Origin of the sequence: Bradyrhizobium sp. 159 (assembly GCF_023073795.1) — a bacterium.
In the GTDB taxonomy this organism is placed as follows: Bacteria; Pseudomonadota; Alphaproteobacteria; order Rhizobiales; family Xanthobacteraceae; genus Bradyrhizobium.
Genome location: NZ_JADPKE010000021.1, coordinates 99,240 through 123,840, shown reverse-complemented (window position 1 = coordinate 123,840; position 24,601 = coordinate 99,240). Strand labels below are relative to the sequence as shown.

Sequence of the window (24,601 nt, the reverse complement as noted above, 5' to 3'; positions counted from 1 at the left end):
GGGGTACATGAAGGTCATGCGGTTTGACGCTTTTATCAACCTGGACAAGCTACTCTTTGAGCGCGTGTACGAGTCCCGTAGATACAGCAGATTCTAGCGCAAGTCTGCACGCGGTCGAGATGTCGTAGATCGGCCGCCCGAACCTGCGACGTATCGCAGGTGTGATCGCCGGGAACAGGGTGCAGGTGAACAGCAGCGCGCCAACCTTGGGATTTGCGTCAAGCAACCGTTTGACGCAGACGCCGACATCCTCCTCGATCTCAGCGAGCTCAGTCGGCCGGTTCATCGCCGAATTCCGCGACATGTTGCCGCCTTCGATGCCAACGAGGACAACCCGCGCGCGCTCGGCTTCGTCGGTGATGCCAAGGAGATCTTCGGCAAAGAGCGTCGAATCCGACGTGACAACGCCGATTTGGGCGCTCGCCGCAAATTGGCGGAGCAGAGCAGGCAAAAGGACCAGTGACGATAACATCACAGGGACATCCACGGCAGCCGAAACCGCGGCCTGGTAGCGGATGGCGAAACCGCAGTTGGAACCGATAGCCACGGCACCTCGTTCGACCAGCTTGCGTGCGGCGTTGATGTAGGCCGGGACGAGGGTGAGATCACCACTCATCGTGCGATCCACCGTAGACCCTTTGACGCTCTCGATGTCGACGGGAAAACCGTAAGTGTCCGGACTCATCAGCGAACCTGGAGGCGGTTTAGGCCTTACCCAGCCCGGCTCACGGTCAAAGTCCAGGATTCCGAGACAGCTTCTTTTGTGGGGCGCCATGAAATGTCCAATCGTTAACGCGCGATGGTTGACTATAAACAATAACCCCCTTCGGAGCCGAGTTTCCCCGAATTCAGCACAAAAGGGGGCGGAATTGTGTGACTTCGTGAGAAATTGCGAAGCTTCGCGCCATCGTGATGATTGGGTGCCTGCGTCGCAAAGAGGTTCAGGCACATCGCCTACTACTATTCCGCGGGGAGCCGGTGGATGGGGGTTTTCGCCGCACCTGTCCGTCTTGGTAGCTCGCCTCTCACAATTCTTTCTCTTGCAATTCGATTCCGCGGTTTCAAACAACACCCCAGTCAACAAGGGAGCCTCATGTTATCGCAGGGCGCCTCGAACGCCCGGACAATCATGCGGCTGCCAATCACTCAACTTAGCGCGATGTCGAGCTACCTCGGCGGAGTCGCTGATCCGTCCGCTCCATTCGCTGCTGCCAGACCGTTTGCGATCAAGTTAAGTCTTCAAATGATCGGCGTTCGTTCCTCAGCCTGTTCGACCGTTGCTGCGTCCTCCGAGCTTGGCAAGGCTGCTCAGGTGATACTCGGTATCGCCAAACAGGACGCCGAGCATGGCGACATGCTTGAAATACTAGTCGATGCTGTACTCCATCGTATGCCGACGCCGCGCCATGCAGCTGGATTGATTCCTGGCCGATCAGCTTTGCCGATCGATCGATCTGGACTTTGCCACCGAAATCGTGCGCTCGCGATCGATCCCGTTGCCTTCGCTCGCATACTTAGCGGTATACATTGCCTCGAGCGGGACTGATCGAGCTCGACAAACATGTCAGCCGACGGGTGCTGCAGCCCCTGCCAGCTGCTCGCGCGTTCCAAGCAGTCAACAGTGATTGCTAGCATCTCGCCTAGGAGCCGACGCTTTCTGCGCAAACTTCTGCGACCGCTTAGTTCGCGACCCAGAAATGACGCGGAGTGCCCCGCCGGATCACGACATGGAGTGCCCAACGCGTACTTTCTCGAGCGTAATCTCGGCGGCACACAAACCATGCCCACGAGTTCTTAGGCCTAGCGCGTGCTCATCGACAAGGAGGAGCTCAATTCATTTGTTGTCCCGCCTCTCGCCTGCCGTACGTGGTGAGACGACTATCTTGTGTGCCACCTCGCCGGGACCAGGCCCTTGCCGCTTACCCGCCATCCTTCTTCGCCTGCGTCTCAACGTGGAAGAGGTCATAGCGAGACGGCGGCCCTGTATAGGCGCAAGACCATTATCCGGCGTTAGACAAATTGCTAGGATCAGCCTGGCCTTTTGTGGAGATCAACCTGGCCTTTGGCGATCTATTTTCCGCAAATCTGTGCCCACGTTTGGATATCAAATCAGAAATAGCCAAATAAAGCACTCCGCTCGACCGCAATGGCCTTGCGCCCCCGAACCACTGCATTCGGAGGACAGCGCTTTCCTCGTCGCGTTCAGACATGGACTAATTGGCGAGGGTCAGCATAGCTGAGGCGGAAGCAGAGTTCAGAAAAGCCATGCGCACGCGCAGCCCTCCCCCAGGCCAGCAGGGACTCGTGAGCGTCTCAGCTGGACCGACATATCGATTGCTAGCCATCATTGAATCCACCACAAGATATCTCTAACCGGCGGCACGGTCTCGCAGCCCCTGTTCCCAGCGCGCCAGGGTCTCGCCCGCACCAAATCCCTGATCGCGCAACCCCTGCAGCACGGCCACAAGCGCCTCATCGCGCTTCGCTAGAATCTCAGAGCCTGAAAGATTATCCGATTTCACCTGCGCGTCTGATTGCTCCGCCAGCGTGTCTAGAAAGTCAGCGGTGAGTTCCGGTACTTCAGTGAGCTTCGTCCATGGCCATTTTAGCATGGGCCCCCACTGCTCCAGGTAGCGGCGAATTCCAGCCGCGCCACCGCTCATCCGGAAAGGACCAACCACCGCTCGGCGCAAGCCGAAGGAGTAGCGGACTGCGTCATCCACCTCCTGCACAGTCGCCAAGCCATCGTGCACCAGCCACAGCGCCTCGCGCCACATCGCTTCCTGCAGCCGGTTAGCGATAAATCCATCAACTTCCTTGCGCACTACGAGCGGGTGCATACCGATCATACGGTAAATCTCGTCCGCCCGCGCGACGGCATCCGGCGCCGTCTGCTGCCCCGCGCAGAGCTCAACGAGCGGGAGTAAATATAGGGGGTTGAACGGGTGCGCAACGAGTAGACGCTCGGGATGCTCTATTTTCGCCTGCAGCAACGTCGGACGTAGACCCGACGTCGAGGAGCAGAACAGCGCGTCAGGTGGCGCCGCACGACTCGCCGCCGCGAGCAGCTCCTGCTTGAGCCCCAAACGTTCCGGCGCAGACTCCTGTACGAGATCCACATCGCGCACTGCGTCCGGTACCGAGTTGGCAAGCGTCAGAGAGCCTTCCTTTGGCAGCGGGGTCCGCGTCAGTCGCTGGTATATCCGGCGCACATGGTCCAACGTGTTTTGGACGTGCTCGAGGGCACCGGTAGCCGGATCATATAGCCGCACATCTACTCCGTTGAGAGCAAATCGTGCGGCCCACCCGCCGCCGATCGTCCCGCCTCCCAACAACCCAACTGTCCGCGGCAGCTTCCCAGACATGAACTTTGAATTTATTGACATTGACCTTCTACTCTCAGGCATGAATTAGAGCTAAGCGTCTCGCGCATTCCGAAATCCGAGCTGCTACACAGGTCAGGTTCCGATCGCAATCCGCCCGCTTAAGCTGTTTCCACTCATCGCAAGCGGCGGGGCACACTCCGGTGGGCCGCTGCTCACCTATAGCTCGAAGAATATCTTCACCTCGTATCCGGCAAAGTCGCTCAAACACATACTACCGGCTCGTGAAGCTGAGGTTCATCAATATGACCGGTCACGAAGCAGAATTCCTGCGATTTAATCGACATTAGTTGAGGCATTCATCCGGAGATTCATCACGGAAGCCACCGAGATTCATCTGCGTTTTGGAAAAGGACCGAGATAGCGCAAATGCTGTGAGCCAGTTTCGCGCGAGCCGTCAGAATATACACGAATGGGAACGCAACCCAATCCGATAATTCAATGGAGCCAGACGGCGGCCGGTTCGGCAACGCTAGTTAGACCCGAAATGGACGCACAACACTCGCTGGCTTCATGCACCTGTCTTACAGGCTTGTGCAATTCGTCTACCGATTTCCAGCTCAAGCGATCTTGCTGCCATCAGCGCCCGCACGTTGGTTAGTTTCTCGATTGGTGCCCATCAAAGCTTCACCCCATCCATTCCAGTTGAGCGACAAAGCTCTCGAGCTCGGCACTGCCGATGGCCGGTGTACCTCCAAAGGTCACCCCATCTGTCTTCGTGACGATTGGTAGATCCTCGAACTTGCTGCCGGTCGAGTCAACCGAACCTAAAACCGCTTCAGGGCACCTTCGCGCCACACAATCGGGGCGCATCAAACTTGTACACTCTGTGCCGAGCCGCCGATCTATGTGGCTCGTATTGTGCGAAGCACCACGTTCACTGACCGGTCACACACCACTCATCGGATGCGCCGCACACATTCTGGGCCGCGAAATTCTAGGGACCTTGGTCGTCGGACCGCAGGCGGATCACCGACGTGAACGTGGGACTCAAATCGCGCCTGACGCATGTGAACGCTTTTATTCCATTCAGACGCAGAATTTAGGCTAGGCGAGCTGCCAGATCGGAGGAATGCGGCCCGTGGGGCTGTTAACATCCTACGTGACTAGGTCCGGTGGGCCGGCATTTCCGATCCTCGACATCCTTGATGGAGCAACATGACCGAGATCCTTGTTTCCGCAGGGCAGGAATTTGTTCCTTGTCTCCATCCCTCCAAGTTTCATTGATTCCGATGACAGAGCTCTCACCAGTGCTTTCCGCAATCGATCAGCATCACATCGACAAACGGCGCTACCCTCATGGCATAGCTTTCATGGATGGGCAGTATCTGCCGATGTCCGAGGCCAAGATCTCCGTCCTCGATTGGGGTCTGTTGCACTCTGACGCAACGTATGACACGGTGCACGTCTGGAACGGCCGGTTTTTCCGGTTGAATCTGCACCTTGACCGATTTCTGGCAGGCGTCGAACGTCTTCGAATGAAGCTGCCTTACGATCGCGAGAGAATCGCGTCGATCCTCGATCGGTGTGTCGCCTTGTCCGGTCATCAATCGGCTTACGTTGAGATGATCTGCACGCGTGGTTCATCGCCGACATTCAGCCGTGATCCCCGCCAAGCAGAGAACCGCTTCATCGCGTTTGCTGTGCCTTATGGCTCCGTAGCCAACAAGGAACAACTGGAAAGAGGCTTGCACGTCGCGATCAGCGAAACCGTCCGCATCCCACCAAATTCAGTCGATCCCACGATCAAGAATTATCATTGGCTCGATCTGGTGAAGGGCCTTTTCGACGCCTACGACAAAGGCGCCGAGACCGCGCTGATCCTAGATACAAACGGACATGTTGCTGAAGGGCCAGGCTTCAATGTGTTCCTTGTAAAAGATGGATCGTTGAGGACACCCGCTTTTGGGGTACTGCCCGGTATCACGCGTCGAACCGTCCTCGATCTTTGCGCTGAGATTGGGCTCCCCGCCTCCGCTGGCGAAATCACCCGTGATGATATCAAAACGGCTGATGAGGTGTTCATTACCTCCACAGCCGGCGGCATCATGCCCGTGACCCGCATCGACGACACTAAGATTTCCAAGGGGCAAGTCGGTTCCGTCACGCGCCGGTTGACGAATCTCTACTGGCAAAAGCACGCAGATCCGGCTTGGTCCACTGCTGTCATTTATGCTTAATGGGAAATGCCCATGCGTTCGCAACTTGACGGGCGAATTCGTGACAATCTCGATGAGCTCTCATCGCGAAAACTCCTGAAAGACGAGCAAGAGATCGCCTCGCCTCAGTCGACGCATATACACCTGCGCGCACTTGGCGAGCGCGAGCTCCTGAACATGTGCGCCAACAATTATCTCGGCCTGGCCAATCACCCGGCCCTGGTGCGAGCCGCGCATGCAGGTCTCGAACGACATGGCTTTGGAATGTCGTCCGTGCGATTCATTTGCGGCACGCACTCAGTTCACCGAGCACTTGAGATCAGGCTTTCCAGCTATCTTCGCACGGAAGACACTATCCTATTCGGTTCGTGCTTCGATGCGAACACCGGGCTGTTTGAGGCCCTGCTCGAAGCTGACGATGCGGTAATCAGCGACAGCCTGAATCATGCAAGCATTATTGATGGCATTCGGCTTTGCAAAGCGAAGCGATTTCGCTATGCCAACAATGATATGAACGAACTAGAGCACGCTCTACGCGAGGCAAGTCACTGCCGAACAGTGCTCGTTGTGACCGATGGCGTATTTTCCATGGATGGCACCTCCGCGAATCTTCCTGGGATCTGCGAGCTAGCTAAACGTTACGGCGCCTTGATCATGGTCGATGACTCTCACGCCGTGGGTTTTGTCGGCCCAGAAGGGCGCGGAACGCCTGCGCGGTACGGGGTCGAAGATCAGATTGATATTCTTACCGGCACGCTCGGCAAAGCACTTGGCGGCGCTTCTGGAGGATACGTGTCAGGCCGTAGTGAGATCATTTCCTGGCTACGACAGCGTGCGCGTCCATACCTCTTTTCAAACTCATTGATGCCAGCGATCTGTGAGGCTTCATTGGCTGCAATCGACTTGGCAGAAAAAGCAGACGATCTCAGGCAAAATCTCTCTGCTCGCACTCGTCAGCTACGTCAAGGATTGAGCGGCCTGGGATTCCAAGTTTTGGGTAACGATCACCCAATTGTCCCCGTGATGACCGGGGATGCGGGAGTCGCGCTCGGGATTGCTGAGTCTTTGCTTGCGCACGATATTCTCGTCGTTCCGTTCTCGTATCCCGTTGTACCGCAAGGTGCTGCGCGGATTCGCATGCAGGTAAGTGCTGCCCATTGTGCAGACGACATCGAAAGGGTGATCGCAGCATTCCAATTGGCCCGGCCCCATGTTGTCAGGAGTTAGCTACGTCCGGTTCAGCCTTGATCATGGTGTCCGGGCCACCTGCCCATTACGGCACTGAGTTGGCCCCGCAGCGTAGGCGAGGTCGCTCCGGCCTAATTCCGCTTATCCAAATCGTGCTTCGACGTTCATCTCCGAAGTTGTCGGGTGATACGATTAGTTAGTGAGGTTGATCACCAAATCCGCATCCGAATGGTTCCGCGAAAAGCACTTATCACACTAGCTATGCGCCCCTGTTGCCGCCATGGAGCAGCCTCGATCCCAGCTCAGCAATCTGCTCCATTACAGGTATAAGCCACCCCTCTTCGGAAGCGTCGTCGCCGGGGCATCCAGCGAAACGCGTACAGAACCTCAACGCAATGTGCTGCCAATACAGCTATGCCCGATGTGGCCGCCCCGCATCGGCGAGTCCACGGAACGAAGTTCCGACGCTGCAGAACAAATCATCGGACGCGTAGATCAAGCCGGACCGAAGCGATCGTCAAATCGGCCGCCGACTGTCATGCGTCGACGCAGAAGATCGCCGGCTTGTGAGGTCACGTGGACGCCCGCGACGCCATGGTCTTCGTGAACCGAGTTGCCGATGGCTGGAGCCTTAAGGTCTGGGACGGAAGACGAACTCATCCCGGGCGCTCTTACGATGGTATCCTTCGGTTGAACATGACTCAACGACGGCGCCTTGCGTACATGGTGACGACGTCAGCGGTTCTTCCTTTCTTGCAGTATAAGCAATTCATCAGCGATCCAGGCACCCTTGCCTCGCTCACAGACGATCAGCGGATTCACGTCCAGTTAATCTATCTCGCTAGCGTTCTTCTGTACGAAGCCAGCGATGGCCGCGATCACATCAAATAACGCCATGAGATCGGCTTTAGGCTTGCCGCGATAGCCTTCGAGCAATGGGTAGAATTTCAGGCCGCGCAGCGCGGCCTCGATATCGTCGCGCGTTGCGGGCAGCATCAGCGTGACGCTATCCCGCATAAGCTCAACTAGCACACCACCGCTGCCAAGCGTCCTGGTATGGCCAAACATCGGATCCCGGGCGAAACCGACGATCAGTTCAGCAATACCCTCGCGTATCATGCGTTCGACATACAGCCCGGTGCCGAGGGGCAACAGATCATGTGCCGCCTCCCTGACCGCATCGGGGTCCTTGAGATTCAGCCGCACGGCTCCGACTTCTGATTTATGGGCGACCCCCAGCGCCTTCAGGGCTACAGGAAAGCCGAGCGACATGGACGAAAATACCGCTTCCGCCGCGCTACTGGCCCGCTCGCCTTTTGGCACCGGAAGACCGGTCTTGATCAGCCGATTCTTGGCCTCAGCTTCGTCCAATGTCACTCGTCCGTTCCCGGGGACGACGGCAGAGCTGCTGTCGATAGGCTCAGGGGTTGCCGAACGCCAAGCCGAACCGATGAACGCAGCTGCTTGAGCTGCCTCCATAGCTTCCGGAATGCCGAAGAGCGGTACTATGCCTCGCGTCACCAGGCGGGCCGCGTACTCTTCCGGCAGGTTCTCGGGCAGCGAAGACACTATGGCACCTTGCGCCTTGTTAGTCTTCAGTGCCGCCTCGAAGGCGCGTGTGATCGTCCAGTAGGCGCGGCCTCCGGGCACCGGTCGGGACGCGGAAAGTCGACCACGGCCACTTTGAGATCGAAACCACCCGACACCATCGCCGTGAAGGTAGCCGTCAACGCTGTTTCGTTGTTCCAGGTGAACGTGTTATAATCGAGTGGGTTGGCCACCGCGACCAATGGCCCGAGCGTTGATTTCACATGCGCGCGGTGCTGGTCAGTCAGGCGCGGGAGATGCACAAGATGCCCTTCAGCGCTATCGGCCATGATGGAGGCGTCGCCGTCCGAGTAGCTCATCGACGACAGCCGGTAACCAGACAGAGGACCGGTAACGTGCAAAAGTTTTAGAGCCTCAATGAAGGTGGGAATAGAATTGATGCGGGCGATGCCGAGTCGCTTCAGGAAGGCGCCGGATGCGGTGTCGGCGCCGGCAAGCGAAGCTGTATGCGACAGCGTCGCCTGCCGCGCCTGATCGGAGCGGCCAACTTTCATCGCGATAATAGGCTTCTTCAAGTCCCGCGCTCGCATCCCCAGTCTTTCGAAGCCGGGCGCAGAATCGAAGCCTTCGATGTGAGACCGAGCGCCGTGACGCGATCGTCCTCGATCAGGCCAAGGGCTATTTCGGAAAGAGAAGTCTGGGCCTGGTTGCCCGCGGTCATCAGAAACGCGATCGGCAGGCCACGTTTCTGCATCGACATGCTGAGAGCTATGGCCGACGACTGTGTGATGATTGCGACACCACGACCGCCGTCCCCTAGCCTGTTGTCGACATGCTGGTCAGGCCACAAGAGCGCGCCGTCGGCATAGTTGATCAGGCCATAGCAGTTCGGGCCGATGATCGGCATCTTGCCGGCCGCGGCGACGAGCTCGACGTGCAACCGATTACCATACTCGTCATAGGCCTCGGCTTCGCGGAAGCCGGAAGCATAGCAGATGGCGCCGCCGGCACCACGTCCGGCCAGCGCCTTGATCACCTCGATGGTGAGGTGGCGGTTGACACCAACCCAGGCAGATCGGGCAGTTCAGCCACCGAGCGGTAGGTCTTGCAGCCGGCAACCTCGTCTTTACTAGGATGCACAGGCCAGATCTCGCCGGTAAAACCCATCTTGACCGATTGTGCGACAACAGTTGCCGCCTGCCTGCCTCCAAATACAGCGATTGTTTTCGGACACAGAAGTCGTTTCAGCCTATGCATTGATCCAAGCTCCAAGCGGACACGCGACTGCGCCCGAAAGTATATCGTGCGGGATTTCCGGTGCTCGGGGATCTAGGACGAGTACTCACGTGGCCAGCACTGTCTCAACCAAATTCACCCAATATCCGATGCCATATGGCAACGCTTCATCGTTGAAGTCATATGCCGGGTTGTGCACACCGGCAGTCGGCCCGTTGCCAATGAAAATCATAGCGCCCGGCCGCGCCTCGAGCATGTAGGCAAAGTCCTCGGCGCCCATACGCGGTTTGATGTTCTCGTCCACAGACGCGGCCCCGACCAGACTGCCTGCCGCCCTGATCGCCAGATTGGTCTCCTCAGTGTGGTTGAAGGTCACCGGGACCGATCGACGGTATTTGAACTCGATATCCGCGCCAAATCCGCGCGCGATGCCCTGGGCTGCCGCCATGATCTGGCGTTCGGCAAAGTCTCGTAGCTCCGGAACATGAGTTCTGACAGTGCCGGCCATTTCGACTTGGTCGGCAATGACGTTGTAGGCGTTGGCGGCATTCAACTTGGTCACTGAGATGACGAGCGAGTTGATCGGATTCGTGTTGCGCGAGACCAGGGTTTGCAGGCCGACGATGATCTGCGCCGCAATCACGACTGGATCGATGGTCTCATGCGGCTTGGCCGCATGGCCGCCGCGACCCTTCACGACAATGTCAAAATCGTCTTGCGAGGCCATGATCGGCCCGTCGCAGATGCTGAACTTGCCGATCTCTGTGCCCGGCGCGTTGTGCATCCCAAAGACTTTGGAGATGCTGAAACGGTCCATGATTCCTTCCTGGACCACTTTCAGGCCGCCGGAGGGAAATTCCACTTCTTCTGCCGGCTGAAAAATCAAGGCGACGCAGCCTTTGAAATTGCGCGTCCTGGCAAGATATTTCGCAGCGCCCAACAACATCGCCGTATGACCATCGTGCCCGCATGCGTGCATTTTGCCCGGCGCTTTCGAGGACCACGGCTTGTTTGAGGCCTCAAGGATCGGCAGCGCATCCATGTCGGCCCTCAACCCAATGGTGGGACCGTCTCCACCCTTCCCTTGAATCAAAGCAACGATGCCGGTTTCAGCTATCCCCGTTTCGATGTGATTGATACCGAAAGAGGCGAGCTTCTCGGCCACGAACCTCGCCGTATTGTGTACCTGAAAGTCGAGCTCGGGGTTTTCGTGAAGATAGCGGCGCCACGAGGTTACCTCTCCCTGCAAATCACGAAACTGATCAACACTACGCATGTCAGACCTTAAAATCCAAATCCATTATCGATACAGCGCCGCTCGAGCGTGCGGCGGAGTTCGGTGCGCACGCGTGGAGCGGCCCGCCGCAATTTTTGCTGCTGTCGCTCGCATTCTGACCTTTTCGCAATGGAGTACGCCATAAGCAAAATGTAGAGACGTCACGGCAGGAGCGCCGCATCTATTTGGCGCAGACCGTGTCGGCTTCTGCACTCTACTCGTGAACTCCAATTTGCCACAGTCTCTTAGGCCGGCTCGCTGATATCCCACACTTTCGTGCGGCCATTGAGACGCAGGCCTAAAACGCCAATGAGACATCATGGCCGCTTCAGGCTTACGGCGAGAGCTCGGCATGCCCTTTCTTTCTGCTACGTTCCGTCTTCTTATTTGTTATATGGCCACCACTGGCATTTTTGGCGGAGCACGAGAAGTGAGCAACTGCGAGCCAGTTTCGGTCACGACAACCACCTCTTCATGCAGCATCAGCTTCGGTGATCCGTCGAAATATGAGGGGTATGAGATGCTCGGTTCAATATTAATGATCATGCCTGGCTTTAGTATTGTCTTGTCGTCCGGTTGGACCGACGGTAACTCCGGCATCCATAAGCCCATGGAGTGTCCCATTCGGCCAATGTTGGTGGCTTTACCGCGATTGTTTGAGCCATTTAGTACGGCTGACATTGCGCTCCAGACATCACAGATCGGAATGCCAGGTTTAGCGGCGGCAATTCCCGCTTCGGTGGCATCCCAAACGACCTGATAGGCATCCTGGGTATGCGGATCAGGCGCACCGAAAGCAAAGTGTCGATCGAAATCGCTCCAATAAAAGTCGAACAGGCAGCCGGCATCAATAAACAACACGTCTCCATCCGACAGAATTTTGTCGGTCGGAACACCGTAAGGACGCGTATATCCCCCGCGGCCAGAAACACCCACTATCTTGCTTGTCTTCTCGACACCGCGACTGAAACATTCGGATTCGAACTGGCGACAGGCCTCGCGTTCCGTCATACCCAGACGCAGTTTTGATGCTAAATCTTCGAATGCTTCCGAAACAAGCCTGCATACAGTTCGAATTCTGTCAATCTCTAGCGGAGACTTGACCATTCGCAGGGGCGTGAAAATCGGATCCGATGCGTCGACGAACGTTCGAGGCTTGATCGCATCGGCAGCACGCAAGAAATCTCCTGCGGGGAAGCCAAGCCTACTCTCCGCACCAAGCTCTACGCCGATTTTGGCGTCCTCTGGCAGTAGTTCACGCAACACTCCGGCAAGTGCGGACACACCCTCATCTTTCGGATTTGGGCTAGGCCAACTCCGGCAATTTTTTACCCAGGTCGTGTCTTTATAAAACTGGTCGATTCCCTCTGGGACGACGGCAACGGGGTCACCTGACGAAAGAATGAGAAGAAATCGCGGCCGGGTTGTCTGCTGCGGGGTGGTGCTAGGCTCACCAATGAAATATCGCAGATTGTGTTCGGACGTCGCTAGAACCGCGTCAATGGCATGCTCCTTCATCAAACGCCGCGCACGCTCGACCCGGCCCTCGTATTCGATCCGGGGAAACGGATCATACTGAATGGTCCTAATCGAACCCATCCCCACATCGTTCATCGCTCTTCTCCAGAGAAACACGTTAATCGCAAGACGACCGACAGTTTAGATGCCGGTTCGACAGCAGATGGCTGCCTTCGCGCGCTCATTCGACAATAACCTTCGGAAGAGCCGCGCGCAGTTTTTTATGCGAAAGCATCGGAACACCGAGTTCCTCTGCGAGCAGGCGAGCAACTCCCTTGAAAGGCGCTTTTAGCTTGTCGTGGTACACGATGCTCTGGATTCCGCCTACAATCGAATGCACGCAAGCTCTTAGATCGACCAAACGACTTTCCTGGTCATAGCCATCCGACACTAGCCAGTGGTTTGGTAGGACGTGACTTGCCGCGATCGGGGGCCGATCGCGCGACTGCAATACCGCGTTCGTGAAGCTCGGCTCGAAATGAACGCCTCCGATGCAGAGCACGGAGTGTACCGGCTCCTCAATGCGATCGAAAATTTGCAGTAGCGATCGCGCCAGCACTCGAGCCGCACCAGGATTTGCCCAATCTTCGGGCGAGCTCCCGATCTCGACATCGACAGCCGACGCTCGCAGGTCAGCGAGACGGGTACCAGCATCACCAGCCTTGACGCCCGACCAATGAGTCGCTTCCAGGTAAGTGCGAAAGGAGTCAAGACCGGAAGTGACCCGCTCGGTTTCGATCGCTAGAAGAAGCCCCCGCGTAATCCGGGGGTCGACCGCGCTGAAGGTCCCCGTGCCCAGATCGCCGGTCGTTTGAACCGAGAAGATCGCGTTTGGCGCATTGGCGCCCTCGTGCCAATTCACGATGCCAATAACGTTGGCATCACCGAAGCGTTCATTCAAGATTGGCGCGTAGCGCGCATAGTCGTTACTTACGACCTCGTTCGTGGCCACGATCGAAATTCTGGCGTCATGCAAGCCAGCGACTTCGAGGACGGAGTGCCCATCGACTTCGAAACTCGTTGGAACAACAGCGCATTCGGCCTTGAGAGCATCCAGAACGCGCCCCGCGACGGGGTCCTTTTCCCGATCGACGCAGAAGACAAAAACGGCATGTCTCATCGAGGCCCTCCGCCGAGTTCAAAGCCGATCGAGAGCGCAGGACGTCTATCTTCAAATTGGCGCCCTCTTTTCGACTTTCTCGGAAAACACGATGCTCTTTGAACAATCCGAGCTGGCACGGCGACGAGACCAGGCGGGCGGGAGGCGATTAACTGAAGCCCGAATAGCATCACAACGGCGCCCCTCGCGAACTGAGTTCTGTTATGGGCTAGCCTGTTTGGCGAAGCAGCGAGCGGAAATCGCGCGAATTGAACATCGCGGCAGCGGACCCCCGGACCAGCAGCGAACTCAACCTGACTACGCGACGAACAAGAGCGAATCTTGCCGCCATATGCCAGAGACGTCGACGCAAGTGGTGTGAAGAGCCCCACATCGAGCAGAGCGACCGCCTCAGGCGTGCAGACCTCTATTTTGGCTCGACTTTGAAAGAGATGCATGCCAGGCACAGCTTTGTAGGGTCCTACACCACCGCAGATTTATTAGAGCGTCGCCACGCAAAAATTCTGCGTTCTTTTGGGCACCACGCAGTATTTCCTCGCTAGCCGCCGATAGCTCGCTGGGAACACTGGGACATCCAGCGAATGCAATCATCAAAAAGCGAGATCAGCATAGCACTAGGCAACAAACCACCTGCTAATCTGGGTGGGGAGCCGGGGCAAACATCGGGTTATCGCTTACGCCGCCGATTTTGGCGTCCGACAATTCATCACGGCTTGACAGGTAGTGAGGACGTCTGAGAGTGTTATCGTGTCTGATGATGGTGTGCGGGAGAGCGTGATAAGCCTGCAAAGGTTATCACCGCCGACGGAGCAACTCCCCAAGGAAACTCTCAGGCCCAGGACCGCACACCGAGGACGATCTGGAGAGAGGTGCCGGTCAGCACCCACCGAAGGGGACCGTGATCCACGAGGATTGCGGACAAAGCTCTCAGGTGCACGGACAGATTTGGGGACGGAGACGTGGCGAAAGCCATTTCACCGTTCATTTAATCCTGTCTTGGAGCACACGATGAGCACGATCATCATAATCGGGTCCGGTATTACCGGAGTTACAACTGCCTATGCCCTGGCCCGCCGCGGCTATTCGGTTACAGTCTTTGATCGCCAGCGCTATCCGGCGATGGACACTTCGTTTGCGAACGGCGGCCAATTATCGGCAAGCAATGCCGAGGTCTGGAATAACGTCGCAACGATCGTAAAAGGCTTGAGGTGGATGCTGCGCAAAGACGCACCATTGTTGCTGAACCCAAGCCCCAGTTTTCACAAATATACTTGGCTGGCAGAGTTCGTAAGCCAGATTCGAAACTACCGCCACAACACGATCGAAACGACGAAGCTGGCGATAGCCGCTCGCAGGCATCTTTTTGAGCTAGCCGATCGGGAGAGCATCGATTTCGACTTGGAGCGGCGAGGCATTTTACACGTTTATTCGAGCAAGCCCGACTTCGATGCGGCCTCTCGCGTGAATCAGTTGCTGCTCAAGGGCGGATTGGATCGCCGTCCCGTGACGCCCTCTGAAATGCTTACAATAGAGCCAGCTCTGCGCGATCAGTATTATGGTGGCTTCTTTACCCCGTCTGACGCAACCGGCGACATTCACAAGTTCACGCGCGGCCTCGCTGCGGCTTGCGAGCGAGGGGGCGTACGCTTCGTCTTTGATGCAGAGATCTGCGGCATGCGGTCCGACCGAGACGGTGTGGTCGTACACTGGAAACGAGGTTCGCTGAAGGAAGAAATCAATGCCGAACGCGCAGTGGTCTGCGCTGGAGTCGGCAGCCGCCGCATTGCTTCAATGCTGGGGGACAACATAAACATTTATCCCGTCAAGGGGTACTCCATCACGGTAGAGCTGCGAGACGAAACGAGCCAAAAGGCTGCGCCTCGTGTCAGCCTGCTCGACGAGGCTACCAAAATCGTGACCAGCCGGTTAGGAGAAGATCGGTTTCGGGTCGCGGGGACCGCCGAGTTTAATGGCGAAAACCGCGACATCCGCTGGGACCGAATTAAGCCCCTGGTACGCTGGGTAGAGCGATCGTTTCCGGATGTGTGCACCGCGCAGGTGGTGCCATGGGCGGGCTTGCGTCCTATGACACCTAGCATGATGCCGAGGGTTGGCCGAGGCAAACGCGCGAATGTGTTCTACAACACCGGCCATGGTCATCTCGGCTGGACATTATCCGCTGTTACAGCTGAAATGATCGCTGATGTCATTACGACAGACGGCAGCAACACTCGGTTGAGCGCATCCGTGCCCTGATCCTGTTGAGTGGGTTCTGGTCCATGCTCCCGCCGATATCGGGGCGGGAGCATGTCGCTTGAAAGCGCCAAGCGGATTGTGCAGTCGCTCTCGGTGATACGACCTTCAGTGCCGGGCGACTTGCTTCCCGCAATGCATTATTCAGGTAAAACCCGTGTGAACCACTTGGCACCGTTCCTTCCGAAAGCCTTTCGTATGACTCTGTTGTTGCTACTGTTCCCGAATTGACGCCGACCAAGTAGGGTCATGAGCGATGTTCGTTGCTTAGCAGGTCGCACGCCGTACACACCGTGAAGTACCGTCGCAATTAAGGGCAGGAAGCCACCTTTGCGCGGCCCAGATCAGGCCCACCAAAGCCGTTCCGCGCCGCTCACCCAAGCGTAAAACCAACCCGATCCAACGACTCTTCGTCTCAGAAACTGAGATGCATCGCTAAGCTCAACATCTTGTCGACTCCCAAGCGCTGCGGAGCGACACCAACTGCTGTTCGCCCAGCTGACGCTCATCGTCGTGACGTCTGCGTCACGGGACGAAGGGCGTTTCGAAGCGCATTTTGAAAGCCATGCAGCATAATTCTTGTAATTGCCGTTAGATCGACGATACTGATGTCGCAAAGATGTTTTTCGGCGAGATTTCGCTGACGGAAGATGTTTTTCTGCGGAAGACGCGGCACCTTTGCAGAATATCATCTTTAGCGTGGAGCCTGTTATGCGATACGACCGAATCGACGCTCGCATCCTGGAGGTCGTGCAAAAGAATAACCGTCTTACATCCGAGACGATCGGCGAACTGGCCGGGCTTTCGGCTACCGCCTGTCAACGCAGGCTAAAGAGGCTTCGCTCGGACGGCATCATCGAGGCGGACGTTTCGATTGTTTCGGCCAAGGCGGTTGGAAGACCTATTCAGATGCTTGTGCTGGTGACATTGGAGCGGGAGCGCTCGGACATAATCGACAGATTCAAAAAGGCGATCAAATCATCCGTTGAAGTCGTCAATGGGTTTTACGTTACAGGCGATGCTGACTTTGTCCTATACATAACCGCACGCACCATGGACGACTATGAGCTGTTCACGCGGCGATTTTTTCGTGAAAACCCCGACATCAAGGGGTTCAAGACCATGGTGGTCATGGATCGGGTAAAAGCCGGATTTGCTATTCCAATTGAGGCTCCGTCCGAGGATTGAAGAGAGTGTCTCACCACCAGATCCGGCTTACCTGCTTCATCACCATGTTGGGCAAGGTCTCGCGGTACCGGCTACGAAACGAGCCCAGGTCTTCGCGCATTGGTGCGCAACTTTCGACTGAGTGGCGTCCCCTCCAGGCTAGCAACACCAACTGGTCATCGGGGGGCGCTTCGTGGCGCGAGCGAGCTGAATGACTCTGTCGATGAACTTGCAAACGCTCACCGACGAGAGACGGCGGCTTGGCCAGCACAGCTCGATAGCGCCCTTTTTTGTCGCTCGGTGCAAGTAAAACGGCGCAAGTTTCCGGCGATAATGTGCTCTATGCGGCTACGCGCGATGGAATTTCCAGGCAGTTTCAAAGTATGGCTCCGTCTATATGCGTTCACATCGATGCTAACCCTTACGCTGGCGAAAAATAGAACAGATCTAAGAAGATCGGCCGCGCTTCAGCTGCGGCGCCAATGACGCCGCGGCTCGCTCGGCCGAGTCTGCCGCGGGAAATCAACTTTTGGGATCAATATATGACCAAAAGGATAACACCTCTGGCTCAGTTGAGTGACATCTGGCCTTCGCTGGGTGCATTTTGCAGGGAGTGATTAGGGAATGAGCCGTGTCGTTGAAGCGCGCAGTTGCAGGCCAAGAGCAAGGTTCACTCGTCAGGATCGGCATAGGGCGAGGCTGAACTCTTGGAGTGAAGCTGACTCTTTTCAGGTTTCTCATACATCTAAGCAGCACAAATCGAGTGACCGGGCCCGCCGGTTTGCCACCACCCCGTCGTCACCCTCATTCTTCGAACCATCCGGGGTAAGGCAGCAAGCTAGATGACTCCTTCCAAGCCTCGAACGATTAGCACTGAAGGTATCACCGCGCCATTCCGCCACCTCACCTTTCGGCGCATCTGGCTCGCAAGTCTGCTTACGAACCTGGGCGCCCTGATCCGGAGCGTCGGCGCAGCGTGGGCGATGACTCAGATGACAACGTCGGCGGACAAAGTTGCACTCGTCCAGACCGCGTTTTTGCTACCGGTTATGCTGATTTCGATGCCTGCAGGCGCAATTGCGGACATGTATGATCGGCGGATCGTGATGCTTGTCGCGCTCGGCATGTCGCTAGCTGGTGCGACCGCGCTGACGACGCTTACCTGGCTCGGGCTGGTCACGCCAGACTTGTTGCTGATACTGTGTTTCGTAATCGGCAGCGGCGTGGCTCTGATGGATCCTGCCTGGCAATCCTCAGTTAGCGAGCAAGTGCCGGCGGAAGCACTTCCAGCTGCGGTCGCGCTGAACAGTATTAGCTACAACATCGCACGCAGCGTGGGACCGGCGATCGGCGGGATGGTGGTTGCGACAGCCGGCGCAGTAGCTTCGTTTGCCCTAAATGCATTGCTATATCTGCCATTGCTTGTTGCACTGTTCTTGTGGAAGCGAATTTCCGAACCGTCATATCTTCCCCCCGAAAAACTAAACCGCGCCATCGTTTCTGGGATCCGCTACATCGCTAACTCGCCCTCGATCAAAATTGTGCTGATTCGTTCCATGATCACCGGCGTGATCGGAGGTGCCATCATCGCGCTAATGCCGCTGATCGCCCGTGATCTCCTTGGAGGGGGTGCACAGATCTATGGGATAGCTCTCAGCGCGTTCGGACTTGGCGCGGTAATTGGAGCGCTATATGTACCCCAAGTACGGAAGCGCCTGAGCGGTGAAGCAGCAATTCGCGCCTGCGCACTGTCAATGGGTGGGGCGCTCCTCGCAGTGGCGTTGAGCCACGAGCTGATTTTAACATCGGCCGCTCTTGTCCTTACGGGGGCCGTATGGATGATCTCCTGGGCCCTCTTCAACATTGGCGTGCAGCTGTCGGCGCCGCGCTGGGTTGCGGGACGCTCGCTCGCAGCCTACCAAGCAGCAAGCTCAGGAGGCATTGCTGTCGGTAGCTGGGGCTGGGGTCGTTTGACCGATGCTGCCGGTGTCGAGACGGCGCTTTTGATATCAGCAGTGCTGATGTTAATTTCTCCACTATTGGGGCTCTGGCTCCGTATGCCTCGCATAAACCTGCGAAGCGAGGATGCTGCAGCGCTCGCGCATCCTGATGTTCGGCTTGCGCTAACCCATCGCAGTGGACCGGTTGTGATCGAAATCGAATACCGCGTGGCACAAGAGAATGCGCGGGCCTTTCACAACGTGATGCAAGATGTGCAGCTGTTCCGAAAGCGGAATGGTGCGTATGGCTGGTCGATTGCTCGCGATATCGCTGATCCTGAACTGTGGACAGAGCGCTACCATTGCCCGACGTGGCTTGATTATCTACGTCAACGCAACCGCGCGACGCATTCAGAACGCGCGCTAGATCGTCAAGCGGCGTCCTTTCACGTCGGTCCAGAGCCCGTGCGTATCCGGCGCATGCTAGAGCGCCCCTTTGGCTCCGTTCGGTGGAAGGACGATGTACCCGACCGTACCGCCAACGAGTCCTTGCTCGGTGATTATAACAGGAATCGAACGTAGTAACTGTCAAAACCTGATGTGACGGATGGAGCATCGCGCAGGCTCTTCGACAGCAGTCCAGAGCTGCCGCACTGGACCGAGAGCGGTTCCGATGACGGCATCTGCTGCAAGTACCTCCTCCTTCCGTCGAACCCGCTTCATCGGCACGCCGAGTATACTCAGCCGCGCCTCGCTTAGCCGGCCCAGCATATGGAGCAAGTGGCGCTTGTGGCAAACGAACTTCCGCTTCGTCACAAGATGTTGCAGGATAGGAGGAAACGGAGGACGGATATCAAACCCGATCTGCTAAATACGCTGGGTTTCTTGCGGTCGCGCCAATCGATTCCGGACAACAGGTAGCTCATCTGCGCCGGCGAGATCGTCACTGCTTCGCCCGCAACCGAAGGCCAGATGAACCGCCCTCTCTCGAGTCTTTTGGTGACAGGCATGCTCCTTGGCCATCGTGCCAGATCACCTTCACAAGATCGCTTCGGCGACCGCGGAAGACGAACAGATGACCGCTGAGCGGGTCCTTGCGCAGCACCTCCTGCACTTGGAGTGCCAACGACGGAAAGCCTCGGCGCATGTCCGTGTAGCCTGTCGCGAGCCACACTCGCGCGCCCGTCGGAACCGGGATCATCGGCGGACCAAAGCATCGAGAACGCGACGTAGCGCATCTCCATCAACGTCGCCATCGACCCGGATGCGGTGCCCGCTACCAAGATCAATTTCGATGATGCCCTGGCTCTTCCGTCGACGCACCGCCGTCGTCAATGGCGCTTCGGCCACCTCCAGCTGCGGCACAGACGGCCCAATCTCGACCGGCACGAACGGCGCTATACTCACTTCACCGTGCTTGCAAAGCTCTTTGCGCCACCTGAACAGCTGGCCTACATGAAGGCCAGCCATGCGAGCCACCTCGGAAACACTGGCTCCGGGCTCAAGCGATGCTGCAACAAGCCGTTCCTTCTCATCCTGCGACCACCGGCGCCGACGCTCGACCGATGTGATCACCTCCGCCCTCGAAATCGTCAGCTTCTCCTAGGATTACCCCTAGGACCTGCAGCGTTCGCGTCCGTCAAACAAGGCGGCACTCGGCGAAGCGATACGGACAGTTGCGGCTTCGCAGAGCTAGGTTCGCAGAAGTCGATCGCTCCAGCGTGAGATTCTGCCGTTCTGATCGATCTTGCCGGACTGGTTGCGTCGAGGCGTAAGCCCCAGATAAGCCCCAACGGCCGACGCACATCGAAGGCGTGAAGGATCGTCGAACGTGTGCCTGAACGCCAGGGCGGTTACGACGCCCACGCCCGGGACCGTCATCAGGCGCCGCGTCGTTTCATCCGCGTTTGCGAGCCGGCGAATCTCTTTCGTCAAATCTGCTTTGCTGCGCGCAGACCTGATCATGGACCAGCAAGAGAGGAACGCAGGTGGTGATTATCACCCGACAAGTCGTTGACCTGCTTCCGAAATTGAAGGCCTATAGCTCTTGAGAACAGCAGGCCGTACTCTTTGAGGATGCTTCGGACCTGGTTTTCGATGTCCCTTCGAATTCCGACCAGGCGCGCCACCGAACGGCCCGGGTCCTTTAGCTCTCTTCGTTCTTGACCTTCACTTCTCGGTACCAGCCGGCCCTAACCAGCTCGGCTAGTCCTCGGGCGTCATTTTGATCGCTTTTATTCAAGCGGCTCGAGAGTACGGCATGTGCGTGGCGGGCATTGACACAGAAGACAGGAAGATCAAGGCGTCGGAGCTCGTGCCAAAGTCAGCTCGTCATCGCTCCAGTCTCAAAACCGATACGCTCGGCATTTGGCGCACGTTTGCGAAGTAGCTCGGTCAATGCACAAGGTTCGGATTTGGCCTTGCCTTCGAACGTTATTCGCCCACTTTCGTCGATTACGCAGACTGAAGTTTCCTTTTGTGAGACATCCAACCCGACGTATTGCTTCATGGTAGCGCTCCGAATCGGTTGATTGGGAGAGCTCTACGATAGCGGGAGCTCCCTGGCTCACGAGCGCGGATCGCAATTGCGTCATCGTTTGCAAAATTTGCCCCCCGTATTGCTTCATCTGCAGATGTTACCCTGATGGCGCCATTGCCGATGACGATCCGATGCCGATTGATCGGCCGCGCCAAGTGGCTTTCCCGGCTTGTTCGACAAGAGGGGCTGTGGGCGGGTCGGCCCTGCATAGCCCGAGCCGTCCACAACCCCGGGCAATGGGGCTGCGGTCGTGGCGTCGTCGAGTGGGCCCCGAGCAACCAGCTGTTCGGCAGCCTTCCGTCTGAGCTCGCCTCAGCAGACGCTGCACGATCGAATGCTATCTCGTCCCAAACTCCTCGGCGTATTTTTCGCTCAGCCGGCAGACAATCGCGAGCGCAGGTCAGCTGCGGCTGCTTGGCGAGCCAACCCTCAATCACAGCGATATGGCGATCAAGCTTGGACGCATGCGAACCCTCGTCTTGTAGGGCCGATGGGTGCGCCGGTGCGTGGCACGCGGCTCGCCGACCGTCGCCGTCTTGCCGAGCCTCTTCGCGAAGGTCGCTGCGGTCCTGTCCGGCACGGCGATCGACGCGATTGCCGAGTTCGGCCTGAGTTGCACGAATCTCGGCCAATAGCCCGACCGGATTGAGCGAGCGATACTGATTGCGCAGCCGTTTCTTCGCGGCCGCAGTCACCTTGGATGCGCCAATGCACGCTCATAGGGCGTCGACGGGGGATGATAGCGCTTGATCACTTTAGCCCCTTTGCTGGAAGAAGTTGACGTAAAGCCGTGCCGCCGAATAGAGGCGGCCCATCACGCGCGCTGTCTCGACGCCATCGAGGCGGCCATGGCCCATGAGGCGGCGAACGTTCACGAGTGCGTGGCCCGTCTGGATCGCGCTCTCGCGACCGGCGGCCTCGCATGCAGCGGAAAGTTCTCAACATGCATCTCGACGTGAGCAACGTAGCGTGTTGAGTTTGTCCGCCTTCCCGCTTGCCCTATCCTGAGCGAGCTTGACTGCAGATCAATGCAAGTTCATTCGACGCTTACCGTCCTTGTTGCAGGCCTGGTGCCGAGACGGATCAAATCAGCGGGTCCCGCGCTGCCTTGATATGGGCCCGGTTGCCGCGATGCTTTTGGCGAGTTTGTTGAGTGCGGCTACGGCAGTAAACCACTCATCCCGATCGATGGGTTCAGCCTTGCACACTCATCCTGCGTTGGCTGGTGATTGCCGGGGCGCCCATGAGTAAGCCCTTATACGAGGCAAGGTTCGCGGTCCTCGGTCGGGCTTTTGTAAGTTCCCGACGTGTGGGAGAACTCTGAGAATGAATGAATCACACCCGATGAGTTCACAGGATCTGCCTTGTTCTGTGATTCCCGACGGCAAGGTCTTGGAAATAACTACGACCACGGGCTGCGTGGTCGGATGTTCTTATTGTCCACAGGACAAGTTCGCCGCCCGACAAAGAGCCGTATCTCAGGCAAAGTATCTTCTGTTGAAGATTTCAAGAAATGCCTGGCGCGCGTACCAGCAGCTGTCGACCTCAGCTTGTCGGGATACTCGGAGCCCTGACTCAATCCGGATTGTACCGAAATGGTTGAGCATGCCCACGCATCTGGCCATGGCATCCGGATTTCCACGAGCCTCGTAGGAATGAACGGGCGGGATCTACGACGCCTGCAAGCGCTGGATTTCCGAGCCTTTTTAGTACATGTTTTTGAGGACGGCACCTATATGAACAGTGGCCTAGTCGGGCGCAAGTATGTCGATTTGATGCGTCAACTGATCGACGCAGAGGTCTCATCCTTGCTATTCAGGTTCTGGGGGAAATCCATCCTAACCTTGTCTAACGATCTGTTCAAAGGGCCGACTTTTTGCGAGATTGTCGATCGCATGAACGGAAAGGATGGTTTTCTGGTTTGCCGGCTATGTGAATTTGCTCAATCAATAGCATAAAGGTGCCCGGGTCGGATTGCTGGGCGCGTCTTCGAGGCGCCAGCTGTATTTACGCGATCGCAGCGAAAGGCGAGCGAGAACGGAAGCGAGGGAGGAAGACGAGCTGCTTCGCGCGACACTGGATCAGATCATCAACCTGAAGCACGATTTGGTGTAGCTTAGCGGCAAGATGGACTGAACTCGGTCGATCGCGAGGTCGCACCGCTCTACAGCGAGGAGCGTAGACCCGGGATCGGAAGCCGGTTCGTGATCGGGCTGTTGCTGCTCAACACATTTGCAGCCTCTCCGACGAAGGGACTGCAGCCCCTGGATCTACGAACTTCACCGCTATGAAGTCTCCAGCACGTTCCCGAACGAGCGTTGGCCCCTGCCCCATTGGCGCAAGCGGCTCGGCGACGAGCTGGAACTGCTGCTGGCCGACAGCCTGGGGGTGGGGCAGGAGGCGGCGCGCTACGCATTCAGGACCTGAAGCGAGTCACCGTCGACACCACGGTGCAGCCGAAGGCCATCAGCTTGCCGACTGACGCCAGGCTGCTGCATGCGGGGATCTGTGCCTGGCGAGACGGCACGGCGTCGGGCTTCGGCAATCTTGCGGCGATGATGGAGGGCCGTTACGCTTATGCCAAGCAGTTCAAGCGGCATCAGCGGCAGTTGCGCATCCTGTGCAGCCGGCCCGGCCGGATCACTCTCCGCCCCAAGATCGAAGGTCAGCCGGCTTTGGAGAAGGGGTCTGCACTTCCCCTTGGACGGGCCAGTCACCGCCGCAGCAGCAGCGCCACCGCGAATGGAAGCTCTATTCCTTCCATGCCCCGGAGGTGGATTGCATCGGCAAGGCCGCCGCCCTACGAGCTCCGTGAAGTCCTATATCGTCATCAACAACCGCCGGACTCCCGGCGGCCTGTTCGTCCTGTATGCAGGTCGCTGCCCGATAATCCCTACGGCGCTCACACCTTGCGGGCCTTCATTGACCACCCCTAGGCGTTCACGGGCTGTCCTATCGAGCGGGCCTATGTCGGCAAAGATACCGCGGCCACGCCGCAAAAACTCCGGTCGCGTCTTCGTCTCCGGCCAGAGGCGCGGCGTCGTCCATCCATTAGGCGCGAGCTGCGCCGCCGCTCCGCAATCGAGCCCATCATCGGGATATGCCGGCTGAAGGTCACATCGGACACTGCTATCTCAAGGGACGCGCTGGAGATTCCGCCAACGTCATCCTCTTCGACGTCGGACACAACTTCTGCCGCATCTTCTTGGCTGAGGGTTCATTGGTGCCTCATCCTGACCGCACTCATAGCGGCCGCCAATAATTCGTCGAAGCT

At 57.5% G+C, this 24,601-nt stretch carries 15 protein-coding genes, 4 pseudogenes and 2 riboswitches; of the genes and pseudogenes, 9 read left to right on the top strand and 10 right to left on the bottom strand.

Annotated elements, in window-relative coordinates:
- Positions 1-49 precede the first annotated feature (49 nt).
- Complete coding sequence (locus IVA96_RS04650) at positions 50-685, bottom strand: hypothetical protein (RefSeq protein ID WP_247415594.1); 636 nt, start codon at positions 683-685, stop codon at positions 50-52.
- Between the two features lie 297 nt (positions 686-982).
- Between IVA96_RS04650 and IVA96_RS04645 the strand changes: the two genes are divergently transcribed.
- Complete coding sequence (locus IVA96_RS04645; protein WP_247415593.1) at positions 983-1,546, top strand: hypothetical protein; 564 nt, start codon at positions 983-985, stop codon at positions 1,544-1,546.
- Positions 1,547-2,369: 823 nt separating this feature from the next.
- On the opposite strand, the gene IVA96_RS04640 is transcribed toward IVA96_RS04645, so the two are convergent.
- Positions 2,370-3,365: a 3-hydroxyacyl-CoA dehydrogenase NAD-binding domain-containing protein gene (locus tag IVA96_RS04640; protein WP_247415591.1), complete on the bottom strand. Its 996-nt coding sequence runs from the start codon at positions 3,363-3,365 to the stop codon at positions 2,370-2,372.
- A 1,250-nt stretch (positions 3,366-4,615) separates the two neighbouring features.
- Between IVA96_RS04640 and IVA96_RS04635 the strand changes: the two genes are divergently transcribed.
- The gene (locus IVA96_RS04635; RefSeq protein WP_247415639.1) at positions 4,616-5,563 is read left to right on the top strand and encodes an aminotransferase class IV; all 948 of its coding nucleotides are present in this window, start codon (positions 4,616-4,618) and stop codon (positions 5,561-5,563) included.
- 12 nt (positions 5,564-5,575) lie between these two features.
- Complete coding sequence (locus tag IVA96_RS04630) at positions 5,576-6,769, top strand: glycine C-acetyltransferase (RefSeq protein ID WP_247415588.1); 1,194 nt, start codon at positions 5,576-5,578, stop codon at positions 6,767-6,769.
- Between the two features lie 696 nt (positions 6,770-7,465).
- Here IVA96_RS04630 and IVA96_RS04625 read toward each other — a convergent pair.
- The 4 genes and pseudogenes from IVA96_RS04625 to IVA96_RS04610 form a co-directional block, all read right to left on the bottom strand.
- Positions 7,466-9,535, bottom strand: a pseudogene (locus tag IVA96_RS04625) (acetate--CoA ligase family protein).
- Positions 9,536-9,620: 85 nt separating this feature from the next.
- Positions 9,621-10,790, bottom strand: coding sequence for a M20 aminoacylase family protein (locus tag IVA96_RS04620; RefSeq protein WP_247415586.1), 1,170 nt, complete (start codon positions 10,788-10,790; stop codon positions 9,621-9,623).
- 390 nt (positions 10,791-11,180) lie between these two features.
- Entirely contained in the window at positions 11,181-12,404 is a 1,224-nt protein-coding gene (locus tag IVA96_RS04615) for a Xaa-Pro peptidase family protein (protein ID WP_247415584.1), read from the bottom strand.
- Between the two features lie 85 nt (positions 12,405-12,489).
- Complete coding sequence (locus IVA96_RS04610; RefSeq protein ID WP_247415581.1) at positions 12,490-13,428, bottom strand: D-aminoacyl-tRNA deacylase; 939 nt, start codon at positions 13,426-13,428, stop codon at positions 12,490-12,492.
- A gap of 755 nt (positions 13,429-14,183) precedes the next feature.
- A riboswitch (glycine riboswitch) is annotated at positions 14,184-14,282 on the top strand.
- Positions 14,283-14,285: 3 nt separating this feature from the next.
- A riboswitch (glycine riboswitch) is annotated at positions 14,286-14,373 on the top strand.
- A gap of 63 nt (positions 14,374-14,436) precedes the next feature.
- Between IVA96_RS04610 and IVA96_RS04605 the strand changes: the two genes are divergently transcribed.
- The 3 genes from IVA96_RS04605 (at position 14,437) to IVA96_RS04595 (ending at position 19,370) form a co-directional block, all read left to right on the top strand.
- The gene (locus tag IVA96_RS04605) at positions 14,437-15,684 is read left to right on the top strand and encodes a D-amino acid dehydrogenase (RefSeq protein WP_247415579.1); all 1,248 of its coding nucleotides are present in this window, start codon (positions 14,437-14,439) and stop codon (positions 15,682-15,684) included.
- Between the two features lie 708 nt (positions 15,685-16,392).
- Positions 16,393-16,869: an Lrp/AsnC family transcriptional regulator gene (locus IVA96_RS04600; RefSeq protein WP_247415576.1), complete on the top strand. Its 477-nt coding sequence runs from the start codon at positions 16,393-16,395 to the stop codon at positions 16,867-16,869.
- Between the two features lie 821 nt (positions 16,870-17,690).
- Positions 17,691-19,370: an MFS transporter gene (locus IVA96_RS04595; RefSeq protein WP_247415573.1), complete on the top strand. Its 1,680-nt coding sequence runs from the start codon at positions 17,691-17,693 to the stop codon at positions 19,368-19,370.
- A gap of 230 nt (positions 19,371-19,600) precedes the next feature.
- Here IVA96_RS04595 and tnpB read toward each other — a convergent pair.
- From tnpB to IVA96_RS04575, 4 genes and pseudogenes are all read right to left on the bottom strand, one after another.
- Positions 19,601-19,935: pseudogene (gene tnpB / locus IVA96_RS04590) on the bottom strand (IS66 family insertion sequence element accessory protein TnpB).
- 50 nt (positions 19,936-19,985) lie between these two features.
- Complete coding sequence (locus IVA96_RS04585; protein ID WP_247415572.1) at positions 19,986-20,363, bottom strand: transposase; 378 nt, start codon at positions 20,361-20,363, stop codon at positions 19,986-19,988.
- Between the two features lie 120 nt (positions 20,364-20,483).
- A pseudogene (locus IVA96_RS04580) lies at positions 20,484-20,678 on the bottom strand (IS110 family transposase); the annotation flags it as partial.
- 433 nt (positions 20,679-21,111) lie between these two features.
- Positions 21,112-21,297: a hypothetical protein gene (locus tag IVA96_RS04575; RefSeq protein WP_247352905.1), complete on the bottom strand. Its 186-nt coding sequence runs from the start codon at positions 21,295-21,297 to the stop codon at positions 21,112-21,114.
- A 536-nt stretch (positions 21,298-21,833) separates the two neighbouring features.
- Here IVA96_RS04575 and IVA96_RS35560 point away from each other — a divergent pair.
- The 3 genes and pseudogenes from IVA96_RS35560 to IVA96_RS04565 all read left to right on the top strand — a co-directional run.
- Positions 21,834-21,962 (top strand): hypothetical protein, encoded by a 129-nt coding sequence (locus IVA96_RS35560; protein ID WP_256465463.1) that lies wholly within the window; start codon positions 21,834-21,836, stop codon positions 21,960-21,962.
- Between the two features lie 960 nt (positions 21,963-22,922).
- The gene (locus IVA96_RS04570; RefSeq protein ID WP_247415570.1) at positions 22,923-23,285 is read left to right on the top strand and encodes a hypothetical protein; all 363 of its coding nucleotides are present in this window, start codon (positions 22,923-22,925) and stop codon (positions 23,283-23,285) included.
- A gap of 43 nt (positions 23,286-23,328) precedes the next feature.
- A pseudogene (locus IVA96_RS04565) lies at positions 23,329-24,542 on the top strand (IS5/IS1182 family transposase); the annotation flags it as partial.
- Positions 24,543-24,601 lie beyond the last annotated feature (59 nt).

Bases quoted from the DNA above. Each gene is read 5' to 3' on its own strand.
- IVA96_RS04650 (WP_247415594.1), bottom strand. From the start codon at position 685: ATGAGTCCGGACACTTACGGTTTTCCCGTCGACATCGAGAGCGTCAAA.
- IVA96_RS04645 (WP_247415593.1), top strand. From the start codon at position 983: ATGGGGGTTTTCGCCGCACCTGTCCGTCTTGGTAGCTCGCCTCTCACA.
- IVA96_RS04640 (WP_247415591.1), bottom strand. From the start codon at position 3,365: ATGTCTGGGAAGCTGCCGCGGACAGTTGGGTTGTTGGGAGGCGGGACG.
- IVA96_RS04635 (WP_247415639.1), top strand. From the start codon at position 4,616: ATGACAGAGCTCTCACCAGTGCTTTCCGCAATCGATCAGCATCACATC.
- IVA96_RS04630 (WP_247415588.1), top strand. From the start codon at position 5,576: ATGCGTTCGCAACTTGACGGGCGAATTCGTGACAATCTCGATGAGCTC.
- IVA96_RS04620 (WP_247415586.1), bottom strand. From the start codon at position 10,790: ATGCGTAGTGTTGATCAGTTTCGTGATTTGCAGGGAGAGGTAACCTCG.
- IVA96_RS04615 (WP_247415584.1), bottom strand. From the start codon at position 12,404: ATGAACGATGTGGGGATGGGTTCGATTAGGACCATTCAGTATGATCCG.
- IVA96_RS04610 (WP_247415581.1), bottom strand. From the start codon at position 13,428: ATGAGACATGCCGTTTTTGTCTTCTGCGTCGATCGGGAAAAGGACCCC.
- IVA96_RS04605 (WP_247415579.1), top strand. From the start codon at position 14,437: ATGAGCACGATCATCATAATCGGGTCCGGTATTACCGGAGTTACAACT.
- IVA96_RS04600 (WP_247415576.1), top strand. From the start codon at position 16,393: ATGCGATACGACCGAATCGACGCTCGCATCCTGGAGGTCGTGCAAAAG.
- IVA96_RS04595 (WP_247415573.1), top strand. From the start codon at position 17,691: ATGACTCCTTCCAAGCCTCGAACGATTAGCACTGAAGGTATCACCGCG.
- IVA96_RS04575 (WP_247352905.1), bottom strand. From the start codon at position 21,297: ATGAAGCAATACGTCGGGTTGGATGTCTCACAAAAGGAAACTTCAGTC.
- IVA96_RS04570 (WP_247415570.1), top strand. From the start codon at position 22,923: ATGGTTGAGCATGCCCACGCATCTGGCCATGGCATCCGGATTTCCACG.